Raw genomic sequence first — 12,967 nt, forward strand, 5'->3', positions numbered from 1 at the left:
TCCGCCGCAGCTTCTGACTGGCTTCATCACGGATATGACTATTTCGTCCGTGTTGACAGCCCCGGCTCGACAGACGGAATCCGGGGTGGAGCGATCCCGGTATTCATTGGTCGTTTCCTCCGACGTCGAGCACCGCACGGCGGCCCAGCGGCTGCGCTACGGCGTGTTCGCCGGCGAGCCGGGCTTCCGGATTCCCGACAACGGCACCGGCCTCGACGCCGACCGGTTCGATGAGTACTGCGATCACCTGCTCGTCCGCGACGATGTCACCGAGCAGTTCGTCGGGTGCTACCGAATGCTGCCACCGGACAAGGTGATTGCGGCGGGCGGGTACTACACGGCCACCGAGTTCGATCTGAGCCGGCTCGATCCGGAGGGCAACCGGATCGTGGAGATGGGGCGCGCCTGTGTGGTGCCCGATCACCGCAACGGCTCGGTGCTCACCCTTATGTGGGCAGGCATCCTGCACTACATCCAGCTCACCGGATACGAATGGGTGATGGGCTGCGTGTCGGTGCCGATGCAGGACACCCCCGCCGACCCGGTCGGGGTGAACGTGCGCGGTGTCAGGGACATGCTGCTCGGCAGGCACGGCTGCGATCCGGAACGGCGGGTGCATCCCCACCGGCCGGTGGTCGTCGACGGACTCACCTTGGACGAGATGGCGCCGCCGTCACGGCCCAAGTTGCCCCCGCTGCTGCGCGGCTACCTGCGTCTCGGCGCGGAGATCTGCGGCGAGCCCGCCCACGATCCCGATTTCGCGGTCGCCGACTTCGTCGCGCTGCTCGGGCTCGACACGATCAACACCCGCTATCTGAATCGATTACAGGATGCCGCGAACGCACTCGACGGGGGACGGTGAGGTCCATGGTGTTCGACGCGCCGCCTGCACAGCACACCGCACACGCGTGGATGCCGTCGAGCCCGTGCGGGCCCGGTTGCATCGAGCAGATCGATGAGGTCGGGACCGGCAGGGTTGTCGTCCGGTTGCTCGGCGTGGCCGGGTTGCTGGTCAGCTTCCCGGTGGTGAACATCCTCACCCCGCACGGCAGGCGTGAGCAGCTTCAGCGGCGCTACGCGCGCATGGTGCTCGGCTGTCTCGGCGTGCGATTGCGTGTCGTCGACAACCGGGTGAGGACCCCCGGTGCCCGCGGTGCGTCATCCGACGCACGTTTTGCCGATCGTGGCGAGGGCTTGCTGATCGTCGCCGGTCACATCGGCTGGACCGATGTGGTCGTGATGGCCGCGGTGCAGCCACTCGGATTCGTGGCGCGCGCGGACATGGTCGATTGGCCGGTACTCGGCGGTTTGGCGAAGCTGATGCGCGTCATCCCGATCGAACGCGAGCGGCTACGTGAACTCCCCGCCGTCATCGCCCGCCTCGGCGCGCGCCTCGCGGCCGGTGACCGAGTCGCGGTCTTCCCCGAGGGAACCACCTGGTGCGGCCGCGCTTACGGCACCATGCGCCCCGCGCTGTTCCAAGCCGCGATCGACACCGGCACCTCGGTCCAACCTGTCCGGCTGCGCTATGTGGATCGGCACGGCGCACAGGCTACGGTCGCCGGCTTCGTAGGAGAAGACACCTTCAGCAGCTCCGCGAAGCGAGTCCTCAAGTCCGCAGGTCTGGTGGCCGAGGTGGTGCTCGAGCCGCTCGAGCACCCCGGCCTGGACCGACGTGATCTGGCTCGCCGCTGCGAACTCGCGGTGCGCGGTGCGGAGCGATCACGCCACGGTGTGCTCGTCACCCAGGAATGGATCGAGGCAGGCGCCACCCGCGTCCAGGATCCGGAAGCTCGCGGTGGCCGCGCCCGCGGTCGTCCGCGGGCAGGCGCGACGATTGCGTCCATTCCGTCGGAGCTCGCGCGCCGGGTCGACGCGGTAGATCCTCGGACGATGTCGGTTCCCGGGGAAACAGGGGGCATCGGTGCGAACACCTCGAAGAGCGCGGCCTTGGTGCCGGGCCAGCCGTAACAAGAGGCATCTCCGGGTGATCGGTCGGGGTAAGGGCGGCAACCAGCTGGTAACTGGAGGTGAAGTCGGCATCGGGTCTCGGTAGTTCCCAGTGCTGTGGTCGGCGCTCCTCAGGATCACAGTTGCGACCGAATGGTTGAAATGACAGCCAGTTACCGCATTCATGGTCTGGACGGAGTATCGAAACGAGACCGTGAGCACGGGCGGACCCCCGCCCGAGCACCTAGGTAGTTGAATACTCGTGCAATTCGCGGCGGGATGGCGCATTCTGAGTTAATCGGAACGGTGCCCACAGTTCATGACGTACCTCGGATTGGGACGACCCATCATGTCCACGTCGCACGGACAACAGGCGCTGCGTTACGAACCGTACTCGGTGGCAGGCCAGCGTGCGCAGCAACAGTCGGTTGATGGCGCCATGCTGTCCCACCGTGTGGGGCATGGAATTTGGCGCGAGATTCCACTCGATCCCGACGAGCCGGGTGTGACGATCGGGCGGTCGAACGCGGCGGATATCACCGTGGCCGCCGACGGGACCGTTTCGCGACTGCACGCCATCATCGAGCGGGTGTCCGACTGCTGGGTCGTCATCGACAACGGTATGTCGACCAACGGGACCTTCGTCAACGGCGAGCGGGTCGGCGGGCGTCGAAAACTCAACTCCGGCGATACGATCCGCCTCGGAGAATCGGTGTTCATCTTCACCGACGGCCGCCCGCCCGAAGACGAAATAACGATTGTCCCGATCAACCTGCCGACCCGCAACGACCTGACCGACGCCCAGTATCTGGTTCTGGAGGCACTGTGTCGCCCGTACGATGCTCGGACGACGTACACCTACCCCGCATCGAACTGGCAGATTGCACACGATCTGTGCCTGAGCGTTGCCACGGTCAAGACCCACCTGCGGGCGATATTCAAGATATTCCAGGTCGAAGACCTGCCGCAGAACCAGAAACGCGTGCTTGTGGTCGAGCGCGCCCTCGCGAGCGGCGTGGTCGTCAATCACGAGGGATAGACCTCCGGCCGGAGTGTGATTGATGTCGGTTCGCGCCCCATCACGGCGGCGCCGAGCAACATCTCCTCTCGGTCGATACGTGTCCAGCTAGATCGGGTGGAATCCAGCGCCGACACCACCGCGCGCGTTGATGTCGTCGATGATGGCGGCCATGTTCCCACCGAGTTGCGGTCCGAGGCACGGCACGGTCAGGTATCCGTTGACCATGCCGACGAGCGTTGTTCCGACCGTGACCGGACCGCCGGAGTCACCGGGCAGGACACATATCTGCGTCCAGGTCCAGTTGGGGGACTGGAATACATCTCCGTAGGTCAGTCCGCAGGTCTGGCCCGTGGTGTAGCCCTGCTTGCACGCGATGTCCGGGAACTGCGCTGGACCGCCCAACGTGGTAATCGTCGTGTTTCCCACGCGGTTCACGGGTACGACCTTGCCGGGATCGAACTCGATGACGGCGTAGTCCATATCGGTGTAGGTGAAGGCGAAGGTGCCGACTACACCGGCGTCCCGGTTGGCCTCTGCGGTGACCTGGGTTCCCGCCTGACCACAGTGAGCTGCGGTGAGCCCGACCAGCCGACCTGCGGCATCGTGCCCAATTGTGGTGAGGGTGCAGATACCGAGGTCGTCGATGACCATGCCGGAGCCGCCGCCGAGCACCGCCGGATCTGCCGCATGCGCGGTACCTATTTGTGCTCCGACCAGCATGGCGCCCGCTGAGAATGCCACGGCAGCCCGCGCGAGTTTCTTGAACATGTCCAATCCAATCGTCCGGGCCGCAACCATCCTGCGCGGCGCGAATAACGTCTGCACATTTCCTGGACGGGGTCTATCGCCACGGCGGCCTCAGGCCCCGTCGTCAGGCGTTCTCTGGCGTGGAATCTGGTTGGAGGTGTGTTCTGGTGGCAACGCTATGACGGTCACCACACCCTCGGGTGTGTGACGCGCTGTGTTGTCCGCATTGTTGTAGTGCTGCCCAGCGGGTCAGACCAGGCAGATGCCTGTACCGAACGGGAAGATCGGCGGGACGAAGCAAACCCACCACAGGAATGGGTTCCACCACAAGACGGCAGGCTCAACCTGTACTGGGGTTGGCGCGGAGGGGGCCACCTGGACAGGTAGCGGGGATTCGGCTGGGGCTGCGGTCGCAACGCCGGTGCCGATGGCGATCATCGGTGCGAGCGCCACCGCTGCCACTGCTACGCGAATTTTGGTCGTGTTCATGATGCTTCCTTCGACTGAGCGCTTCCGGGACGCCCTCGTCCGTTGAAGGCTTCCCGCATGTGAACATCACCAACTCTCCTCGTAGAGTGCGCGGGCGATCATCCTCCCGCGGGTTGGAAACACTCAGACCTCGGGTGGAACTGCAACCGCGTCGCCGGCATCACGTTGATTGCGACGAGCGGCAACCGGAGAACACATCGCCGCCCTCGACACCGACACGCATCTGGGTGGACCGACAGCGCGATGCGGCCCTCGGCGAACGGCGAAGTACTGCGGCGCGGGGAATACCGGAAGGCGGCCTGCGGGTTGCCGATCGTAGGTGAAACGTAGGTAAATCGGAGACGGCGGGGGATACCCCCAAGATGTGCAGGTCAAGGCTGGGATAGGCTTTATCGGTCATGAAGTCGGGTTTTTCGGGTCAGCTCAACGGTGCTCCCAAGACGGTCTACCTCGATCATGCGGCGACCACACCGATGCTGCCTGCCGCAATCGAGGCGATGACGGCTGCTCTCGGGCTGACGGGCAATGCGTCGTCGTTGCACAGCTCGGGACGGGCGGCGCGGCGGCTGCTGGAGGAGGCGCGGGAGTCCATTGCCGCGGATCTGGGCGCCAGGCCCTCTGAAGTGATCTTCACTTCGGGCGGCACCGAGAGCGACAATTTGGCGATCAAGGGCATCTTTTGGGCCCGGCGCGCTGCGGATCCGCGGCGAACCCGGATCATCGTGGGCTCGACCGAGCATCACGCGGTGATCGACACCGTCGAATGGCTGGAGCAGCACGAGGGCGCACAGGTGACCTGGCTGCCGGTGGACGGCGACGGAGTGGTCTCGCCGCGTGTGCTGCGGGCCGCGCTGGTCGAACATGTCGACGAGGTCGCGCTCGTGACCGTCATGTGGGCAAACAACGAGGTCGGCACAATTCAGCCGATCCGCGAATTGACCGCTGTCGCACAGGAATTCGGTGTTCCGATGCACAGCGATGCCATCCAGGCCGCGGCTCAGCTGCCGATCGACTTCGGCGCGAGCGGCCTCTCGGCGGCGAGTTTCGCCGGGCACAAGGTCGGCGGTCCGCACGGCGTAGGGGTGTTGTTGCTCGGGAGGAAGGTGCCGTGTGTGCCGCTGCTACACGGCGGCGGGCATGAACGCGATCTCCGTTCGGGTACCTCGGATACCGCCGCGGCGGTCGGGTTGGCCACCGCGCTGCGTGAGCTGGCGGCAGAGCTGTCGACGCGCGCCATCGAGTTGACCGGACTACGTGACGAGCTGATCGAGCGGATCCGCGACATCGTGCCCGATGCGGTACTCAACGGTCCCGCAGGCGACCAGCGACTGCCGGGCAATGTGCACTTCACCTTCCCCGGGTGCGAAGGCGATTCCTTGCTGATGCTGCTGGACGCGGCCGGCATCGAGTGCTCGACCGGGTCGGCCTGCAACGCGGGCGTCGCCTCGCCGAGCCATGTGCTGATCGCCATGGGCGTCGAGCCGTGGCAGGCCCGTGGTTCGCTGCGATTTTCGTTGGGGCACACCTCGACTCGTGCCGATGTGGACGCGTTGACGAGGGTGTTGCCCCAGGTGGTTGAACGGGCCAGGGCCGCGGGTCTGGCCGGTGCGAAGGGAGGTGTCTGATATGCGAGTACTCGCCGCGATGAGTGGTGGTGTGGACTCGGCGGTGGCGGCGGCACGTGCCGTCGACGCTGGTCACGAGGTGGTCGGCGTGCATCTTGCGCTGTCGGCGACACCCGGCACGCTGCGCACCGGTTCGCGCGGTTGCTGCTCGAAGGAGGACGCCGGTGACGCACGGCGCGCTGCCGACGTGCTCGGAATCCCTTTCTACGTGTGGGATTTCGCCGACCGCTTCAAAGAAGACGTGATCGACGATTTCGTCGCGGCCTACGCGGCAGGCGAGACCCCGAATCCGTGCCTGCGCTGCAACGAGAAGATCAAGTTTTCCGCGCTCGCCGACCGCGCGGTCGCGCTCGGCTTCGATGCCGTGGCCACCGGGCACTACGCCCGGCTGGAGGACGGGGTGCTGCGGCGCGCGGTCGACGCCGACAAGGATCAGTCCTACGTGCTTGCCGTGCTGACGGCACAACAGCTTTCGCGTGCCATGTTCCCGGTGGGTGACACGCCGAAGCCACAGATCCGCGAGGAAGCCGCCGAGCGCGGTCTCGCGGTGGCCGACAAGCCCGACAGCCACGACATCTGCTTCATCCCCTCCGGTGACACCCGCGCCTTCCTCGGCGCCAAGATCGGCATCCGGCCGGGTGCGGTCGTCGACAACGACGGCCGGGTGCTCGCGAATCACGAAGGCGTGCACGGGTTCACGATCGGCCAGCGCAAGGGCCTCGGCCTGGCGGGTCCCGCCGCCGACGGTAAGCCGCGCTATGTCACCGACATTGATCCCGACTCGGGCACCGTCAGGGTCGGTTCCGCCGAAGACCTGGAGGTGTGGGGCGTACAGGCCGAGCGCGCGATCTGGACCTCCGGCGTCGCACCGGACGGGCCGATCGAGTGCGTCGTGCAGGTACGTGCCCACGGTGGCATGGCCCCGGCGATCGCCGAAGCGGTCGGCACCGGACTGACGGTGCGCCTACGCGAGCCGTTGACCGGCGTGGCCCGCGGCCAGGCGGTCGTGTTGTACCGTCCGGATGTCCGCGGCGATCAGGTGATCGGTAGCGGGACTATTTCGGGCACGGTGCGCGACGCGGCCGATGAGTCCGATGCGGTGAGCGGCGCGAGCACGACGCAGTGACCGTCGCCGGTGCAGGGCACCAGGCGACATGGAGACGTATCTTTTCGGCACCCCGGCGCGCGTCGGGGTGCAACCCACGATGAGGCGCGAGCCTCCTACAGAGGTGGCACGGTGAGCGAGATCGCCAAGGTAGCCGGCGAAGTCGACGCGAAAGAACCGGTGCGCATCCCCGCCGGCATCGCGACGGCCGTCGGCTCGTGGCCGGGCACCGATGCACGCGAGGCGGCGACCACCATCCTCGGTGAGCTCCCGGATCTGGCGCATCTGGTGGAGTTGCCCGGGCGCGGCATCGGGGCGGACATGCTCGGCCGGGTTTCTGCCCTGCTCGTCGATCTGCGATTCGATACCACGACGCGGGGTTATCGGCTGGCCCCGCGACCCGGTGCCACCTCCCGGCGTGCACGGGACCTGCTGCGCGCGGATCTCGATGCGCTCGAAGAGGCCTGGGAGACATCGGGTTCGGCGGGCACCGGTCGCATCGTCAAGGTGCAGGCCACTGGCCCGCTGACCCTCGCCGCGCAGGTGGAACTGCCGGGTGGGCACCGTATCCTCACCGATTCCGGTGCGGTGCGCGATGTTTCGGAATCACTGACCGAAGGTCTGGCTCAGCATGTGGCCGAAGTGCGCAAACGGCTCGGCGCGGAAGTGGTTCTGCAACTGGACGAACCCTCGCTGACAGTCGTACTGGAAGGCTCGCTGCGCGGCCCGAGCATTCTGAATACCGTGCGGGCACTGCCCGAACCGGAGGCGCTCGCGGTACTGGACGCCGTGATCACCGCACAATCCGCGCCGGTGTTGGTACACAGCTGCGCCGAAGCGCCCGCGCTGGCTTTTCTGCGCGGCAGTGCCGCCGCGGCGATCGGCTTCGACATGGCCGCCATCGGCACCCGCGACCTCGACCACATCGGCGAAATCCTCGACACCGGAAAACGATTGGTTCTCGGTCTGGTGCCGACGGCGCCCCCCGCCGAGCCGGCGACCTGGCGTGACTTCGCCGAACCCGGCGTCCGGCTCATCGACCGCCTCGGCTTTCCGCGCAAGACACTCGCCGAGCGGATGGTGGTCGGCCCCGCGTGCGGGTTGGCGGGGGCTCCGCTGGAATGGGCGCGTACCGCCCTGCGCGTGTCCGCGGAAGTCGCTCGCGCCTACGCCGAAGAACCGGAATCGCTGAGCTTCGACTGACGGTGGGCCGCCACCGTGCCGCCCGATCCGAACCGGGTTGTCGGGGCGGCGACGTGCGGGAACGTGCCATCGAGATGTCGGTGGGCTCGGCTAATGTGCGTTGGGTGAGTGACAGCGACAGTGCGGCGGTCCCGGCGACGGCGGAGCAGCGGGTGCAGTGGCAGCGGCTTGCGGACGAAGTTCGCGAACATCAGTTCCGCTACTACGTGCGCGATGCGCCGATCATTACCGACGGTGAGTTCGACACTCTGTTGCGGCAGCTGCAGGCTCTGGAGGAGCAGCACCCCGACCTGCGCACGCCCGATTCGCCGACCCAGCTGGTCGGCGGTGGGTTCGCGACGGATTTCACCGCCGTGGATCACCTCGAGCGGATGCTGTCGCTGGACAATGTGTTCGACTTCGACGAGCTGCGCACCTGGGCGAGCCGGGTGGAGGCCGAAACCGGGTCGAACCTGCACTATTTGTGCGAGGTGAAGATCGACGGTGTCGCGTTGAACCTCGTCTACGAGAAAGGTCGCCTCGTGCGCGGCGCGACCCGTGGCGACGGCCGCACCGGTGAGGACGTCACACTCAACGCCCGCACCATCGAGGACATCCCCGGCGAGCTGACGCCGACCGACGAGTTCCCGATTCCCGACCTGCTCGAGGTGCGCGGCGAGGTGTACTTCCGGCTGGCGGACTTCGAGACGCTCAATGCCGCCATCGTCGCCGAAGGCAAACCCCCGTACGCGAACCCACGTAATACCGCGGCGGGCTCGCTGCGGCAGAAGGATCCAGCGGTGACCGCGCGACGCAGGCTGCGCATGATCTGCCACGGCTTCGGGCGCATCGAGGGATACACCCCCGCCTCGCAGCACGAGGCGTATCGTGCGCTGGCGGCCTGGGGGCTGCCGGTGTCCGAGCACACCAGGCGGGTGCAGGGCATCGACGCGGTCATCGAGCGCGTCGCCTACTGGGGCGAGCATCGCCACGATATCGAGCACGAGATCGATGGTCAGGTGATCAAGGTCGACGAGATGGCGCTGCAACGCCGCCTCGGCTCGACCTCGCGGGCGCCGCGTTGGGCGATCGCCTACAAGTACCCGCCGGAAGAGGCGACGACCACGCTGCTGAATATCGAGGTGAACGTCGGCCGCACCGGCCGCGTTACCCCGTTCGCGGTGATGGAGCCGGTCTCCATCGCAGGGTCGACGGTGGCGATGGCGACGCTGCACAATGCCTCGGAGGTCAAGCGCAAGGGTGTCCTCATCGGCGACACGGTCACTATCCGCAAGGCGGGTGATGTGATTCCCGAGGTGCTCGGCCCGGTGGTGGATGCGCGGACCGGCGCGGAACGCGAGTTCGTGATGCCGTCGAACTGCCCGGAGTGCGGCACCGAGCTGGCACCGCAGAAAGAAGGCGACGCCGATATCCGTTGCCCGAACCAGCAGTTCTGTCCGGCCCAGTTGCGGGAGCGTGTCTTCCATGTCGCGGGCCGCGGTGCGTTCGATATCGAGTCGCTCGGATACGAGGCCGCGGGCGACCTGCTGAAGTCGGGTGCGATCACCGACGAGGGTGACCTGTTCGACCTCACCGAGGAGCGTTTGCTCACCACCACACTGTTCGCCAATAGGGACGGGGGTCTGTCCGCGAACGGCAAACGGCTGCTGGAGAACCTGCGGGCTGCCAAGGATCGACCGCTGTGGCGGGTGCTCGTCGGGTTGTCCATCCGGCATGTCGGCCCGACGGCGGCGCGGGTGCTCGCGCGCGAATTCGGCAGCCTCGACCGGATTCAGGACGCATCGGCGGCGGAACTCGGCGCGGCCGACGGCGTCGGCCCGACCATCGCCGCGGCGGTGGCGGAATGGTTCACCGTCGACTGGCATCGCGTGATCGTCGGCAAGTGGCGGGCCGCGGGCGTGCGAATGGCGGACGAGCGCGACGAGTCGGTCGAGCGCACGCTGGAGGGTTTGTCGATCGTGGTGACCGGTTCGCTGCAAGAGTTTTCGCGAGACGGCGCCAAGGAAGCGATCCTGATGCGCGGCGGTAAGGCATCCGGATCAGTGTCCAAGAAAACCGCGTTCGTGGTCATCGGTGAGGCCCCCGGCTCCAAGGCCGCGAAAGCCGAGGAACTCGGTGTGCCGATCCTCGATGAGGACGGCTTCCGGCGGTTGCTCGAAGCGGGACCGGAAGCGGTGACGCCGGGTGCGGCCGCGCAGGACACCGCCATCGAGGATGCCGTAGCGGAAGAGTAGGGCGGGTCGGTCGCAGTCCGTGGTTGCCACGGCCGCGATCGTGGTCGGTTCGGCGGCGTTGGTGTGCCGACGGAGAACACTTCTTGACCTAAACCATGGTTAAGGTATGAGGATCGAGTGATAGGCAACTATCAGGAGTTCACCATGGTTCACCGACCTACCGCTCTCATCACGGGCGCTTCCGCAGGATTCGGTCTCGCACTGACGCGTTCGCTGGTCGGGCGCGGCTGGCAGGTGATCGGTACCGGCCGCCGCGCCGACCGACTCGAACGCGTGCGTGCCGAACTCGGTGACGCCGTGCTCGCGCTGCCAGGCGACATCACCGATCCGGCCCATCGCGCCGAGTTGGCCGATATCGCACGGCGGATCGGATACCTCGACCTCGTCGTGAACAACGCGAGCAGGCTCGGCCCGAGCCCGATGCCGCGACTCGCGGACTATCCGCTCGACGAACTCGAGCTGGTGTATCGCACCAATGTCATCGCCCCGCTGGCGGTTGTGCAGTTCGCGCTGCCGCTGCTCGGCTCCGCCGGTGTCGCGATCGACATCAGCTCGGATGCCGGCATCGAACCGTACCCGGACTGGGGTGGTTACGGTTCGTCGAAGGCGGCACTCGATCAGCTCACCGCCATCCTGGCCGCCGAGAATCCCGACGTGTCGATCTACGCCTTCGACCCCGGCGATATGCGCACCGAAATGCATCAGGCTGCGTTTCCCGGCGACGATATCTCCGATCGTCCCGCACCCGAGACCGTCGTCCCCGCGTTGCTGCGGTTGATCGAGGAACGTCCGAAGAACGGGCGCTATACCGCAGCCGAATTCGCTACGGGGGTGGCGAGATGATGTCGGTTCTGGCCGACTGGGCGCACGTCTTGCCGCCGGAGCGCAATGCCATCGCACCGCCGGAGGCGCGCGGGCTGGCGCGCGACGAGGTTAGGCTGCTGGTGTCCGCGGATCGGATCACCCACACCAGATTTCGTGAACTACCACAGCACCTGATGCCGGGTGACCTTGTGGTGGTGAACAATTCGGCCACGATGGCCGCGGCCGTGGATGCCACGATCGAGGGCAGACCGGTCACCCTGCACTTCTCCACGTGGCTCGATGCGGGGGCCGAACCCCCCGCACCGATGATCGGCGCCGCGAACACCACTACCGCAGACACTTTCGGCGCTTGCACGGCGCGGTGGGTGGTGGAAGTGCGCACTGTGGATCGCACGCCGGTACCCGAGGGAGAACTGGACGCGGGCACCGAGATCCGGCTACCGGAAGGCGCGGTGGCCACGCTGCGCGAGCCGTGGCTATCCGGTGCGCGTCGACTCTGGATTGCCGAGCTCACCGGCGATCCGCGGCGGCTGCTGGAGCGCCACGGTTACCCGATCACCTATTCGTATGTGCCACAGCGCTGGTCGTCGTCGTATTACACGACGGTCTTCGGGCGCATCCCCGGCAGCGCGGAAATGCCGAGCGCGGCACGGCCGTTCACCCAGCGACTGGTGTTGGACCTGGTGAGTTCTGGAGTCGCGATCGCGCCGATCACACTGCACACCGGGGTGTCTTCACCGGAAGCGGGGGAACCTCCCAGTCCCGAACGTTTCGCGGTCTGCGCCGCGACCGCGCGCAGAGTCGACGACGCCAAGGCGGCGGGAGGTCGCATCATCGCCGTGGGTACCACGGTGACACGAGCCCTGGAGACCACCGCGGACCACACCGGGCGGATCCATCCCGCCCACGGGTGGACCGAACTCGTCCTCGGTCCCGATCATCCGGCTCGCACGGTCGACGGCATCATCACCGGCTGGCACGCACCTGGCGCGTCGCACCTGGATCTGCTCGTCGCGGTGGCCGGCGAACCGGCCGTGCGCGAGGCTTACGCGACGGCCCTGGACGCCGCGTACCTCTGGCACGAGTTCGGCGACAGCGCCCTGCTTTTCGGTGCGGGTGGCGCTCGGAGTTAGGACGGGGTGATGGTCACCGTGGCGTTCAGCTGACCGGCGATTTCGATTCGCCCGCACTGACCGTTGCTCAGATCGAGGTGCCGCGTGGCGGTCTTGGTCTTGCCTGTCTTGATGGTCGCGTCGACGATCACGTTGACCGGCCCCACCGAGCACACCTTGGAGATGGCGGGCGATCCGTTGAAACTGACCGTGCCACCACCCTGACAGGTATTCGTCTCGTTGGTGAAGAAAAGTCGCGCCGTGCCGTCCGGGCACGGCGCCTCGGCGGCGGCTTGGGGAGCAGCGACAACGATCGACCCCAAGCCGAGGGCGGCGACGATGGAGCTTCGGACCACAAGACGACGAACGGTCATTTCCATCGTTATCCATCCAATCGAAAACAGTTAGTGCAATGAGCACCACGAAACAACCATGGCGCCAGCATGCTAACGCGCACCGCGCACCCCCCGCACCACGAATGGGTCGCGTACCTGCGAAGAAAGCAAGAAATCCGGTGTCGACGACCGGTATTCGTGCCCATCGTGCACGGTCGTCGCTCTGGGCGTTTCCGCTCTTGTGGGCTGCCGATGGCGTGCATTCGGACGCTGAAGTGCCGCGACCGCGGTCGGATTTCCGGGCAGGTGCGGCGCGGTCGG

General features: G+C 66.7%; 12 protein-coding genes. 9 read left to right on the forward strand and 3 right to left on the reverse strand.

Annotated elements, in window-relative coordinates; genetic code table 11:
* Positions 1-34: 34 nt before the first annotated feature.
* From AB0M74_RS06575 to AB0M74_RS06585, 3 genes are all read left to right on the forward strand, one after another.
* A complete protein-coding gene (locus AB0M74_RS06575) occupies positions 35-862 on the forward strand; it encodes a GNAT family N-acyltransferase (protein ID WP_364902358.1) in 828 nt (275 codons plus the stop codon).
* A 5-nt stretch (positions 863-867) separates the two neighbouring features.
* On the forward strand, positions 868-1,971 hold the full coding sequence (locus tag AB0M74_RS06580) for a lysophospholipid acyltransferase family protein (RefSeq protein ID WP_364902360.1): 1,104 nt from the start codon (positions 868-870) through the stop codon (positions 1,969-1,971).
* Between the two features lie 328 nt (positions 1,972-2,299).
* Complete coding sequence (locus AB0M74_RS06585; RefSeq protein WP_364902362.1) at positions 2,300-2,989, forward strand: FHA domain-containing protein; 690 nt, start codon at positions 2,300-2,302, stop codon at positions 2,987-2,989.
* An 87-nt stretch (positions 2,990-3,076) separates the two neighbouring features.
* On the opposite strand, the gene AB0M74_RS06590 is transcribed toward AB0M74_RS06585, so the two are convergent.
* Positions 3,077-3,739 (reverse strand): serine protease, encoded by a 663-nt coding sequence (locus AB0M74_RS06590; protein WP_364902364.1) that lies wholly within the window; start codon positions 3,737-3,739, stop codon positions 3,077-3,079.
* A 228-nt stretch (positions 3,740-3,967) separates the two neighbouring features.
* The gene (locus AB0M74_RS06595) at positions 3,968-4,207 is read right to left on the reverse strand and encodes a hypothetical protein (protein WP_364902366.1); all 240 of its coding nucleotides are present in this window, start codon (positions 4,205-4,207) and stop codon (positions 3,968-3,970) included.
* A 398-nt stretch (positions 4,208-4,605) separates the two neighbouring features.
* Between AB0M74_RS06595 and AB0M74_RS06600 the strand changes: the two genes are divergently transcribed.
* From AB0M74_RS06600 to AB0M74_RS06625, 6 genes are all read left to right on the forward strand, one after another.
* Positions 4,606-5,832, forward strand: a complete 1,227-nt coding sequence (locus AB0M74_RS06600; protein ID WP_364902368.1) for a cysteine desulfurase family protein — start codon at positions 4,606-4,608, stop codon at positions 5,830-5,832.
* Position 5,833: 1 nt separating this feature from the next.
* Positions 5,834-6,958: a tRNA 2-thiouridine(34) synthase MnmA gene (gene mnmA / locus AB0M74_RS06605; RefSeq protein ID WP_364902370.1), complete on the forward strand. Its 1,125-nt coding sequence runs from the start codon at positions 5,834-5,836 to the stop codon at positions 6,956-6,958.
* Between the two features lie 120 nt (positions 6,959-7,078).
* Positions 7,079-8,140 (forward strand): methionine synthase, encoded by a 1,062-nt coding sequence (locus tag AB0M74_RS06610; RefSeq protein ID WP_364902704.1) that lies wholly within the window; start codon positions 7,079-7,081, stop codon positions 8,138-8,140.
* A gap of 152 nt (positions 8,141-8,292) precedes the next feature.
* Positions 8,293-10,374, forward strand: coding sequence for an NAD-dependent DNA ligase LigA (ligA, locus tag AB0M74_RS06615; protein WP_364902707.1), 2,082 nt, complete (start codon positions 8,293-8,295; stop codon positions 10,372-10,374).
* A 144-nt stretch (positions 10,375-10,518) separates the two neighbouring features.
* Positions 10,519-11,217 carry an SDR family oxidoreductase gene (locus AB0M74_RS06620; protein WP_364902372.1) on the forward strand — a complete coding sequence of 233 codons (699 nt, stop codon included), beginning with the start codon at positions 10,519-10,521 and terminating at the stop codon, positions 11,215-11,217.
* A complete protein-coding gene (locus AB0M74_RS06625) occupies positions 11,217-12,332 on the forward strand; it encodes an S-adenosylmethionine:tRNA ribosyltransferase-isomerase (protein WP_364902709.1) in 1,116 nt (371 codons plus the stop codon). The genes AB0M74_RS06620 and AB0M74_RS06625 overlap by 1 nt, the downstream gene beginning before the upstream one ends.
* Here the strand turns inward: AB0M74_RS06625 and AB0M74_RS06630 are convergent.
* Positions 12,329-12,685, reverse strand: a complete 357-nt coding sequence (locus tag AB0M74_RS06630) for a hypothetical protein (RefSeq protein WP_364902374.1) — start codon at positions 12,683-12,685, stop codon at positions 12,329-12,331. The two genes, AB0M74_RS06625 and AB0M74_RS06630, sit on opposite strands and share 4 nt — an antisense overlap.
* Positions 12,686-12,967 lie beyond the last annotated feature (282 nt).

The sequence above is a fragment of the Nocardia sp. NPDC051463 genome (assembly GCF_040681975.1).
Lineage (GTDB): Bacteria > Actinomycetota > Actinomycetes > Mycobacteriales > Mycobacteriaceae > Nocardia.

Bases quoted from the DNA above. Each gene is read 5' to 3' on its own strand.
- AB0M74_RS06575 (WP_364902358.1), top strand. From the start codon at position 35: ATGACTATTTCGTCCGTGTTGACAGCCCCGGCTCGACAGACGGAATCC.
- AB0M74_RS06580 (WP_364902360.1), top strand. From the start codon at position 868: ATGGTGTTCGACGCGCCGCCTGCACAGCACACCGCACACGCGTGGATG.
- AB0M74_RS06585 (WP_364902362.1), top strand. From the start codon at position 2,300: ATGTCCACGTCGCACGGACAACAGGCGCTGCGTTACGAACCGTACTCG.
- AB0M74_RS06590 (WP_364902364.1), bottom strand. From the start codon at position 3,739: ATGTTCAAGAAACTCGCGCGGGCTGCCGTGGCATTCTCAGCGGGCGCC.
- AB0M74_RS06595 (WP_364902366.1), bottom strand. From the start codon at position 4,207: ATGAACACGACCAAAATTCGCGTAGCAGTGGCAGCGGTGGCGCTCGCA.
- AB0M74_RS06600 (WP_364902368.1), top strand. From the start codon at position 4,606: ATGAAGTCGGGTTTTTCGGGTCAGCTCAACGGTGCTCCCAAGACGGTC.
- mnmA (WP_364902370.1), top strand. From the start codon at position 5,834: ATGCGAGTACTCGCCGCGATGAGTGGTGGTGTGGACTCGGCGGTGGCG.
- AB0M74_RS06620 (WP_364902372.1), top strand. From the start codon at position 10,519: ATGGTTCACCGACCTACCGCTCTCATCACGGGCGCTTCCGCAGGATTC.
- AB0M74_RS06625 (WP_364902709.1), top strand. From the start codon at position 11,217: ATGTCGGTTCTGGCCGACTGGGCGCACGTCTTGCCGCCGGAGCGCAAT.
- AB0M74_RS06630 (WP_364902374.1), bottom strand. From the start codon at position 12,685: ATGACCGTTCGTCGTCTTGTGGTCCGAAGCTCCATCGTCGCCGCCCTC.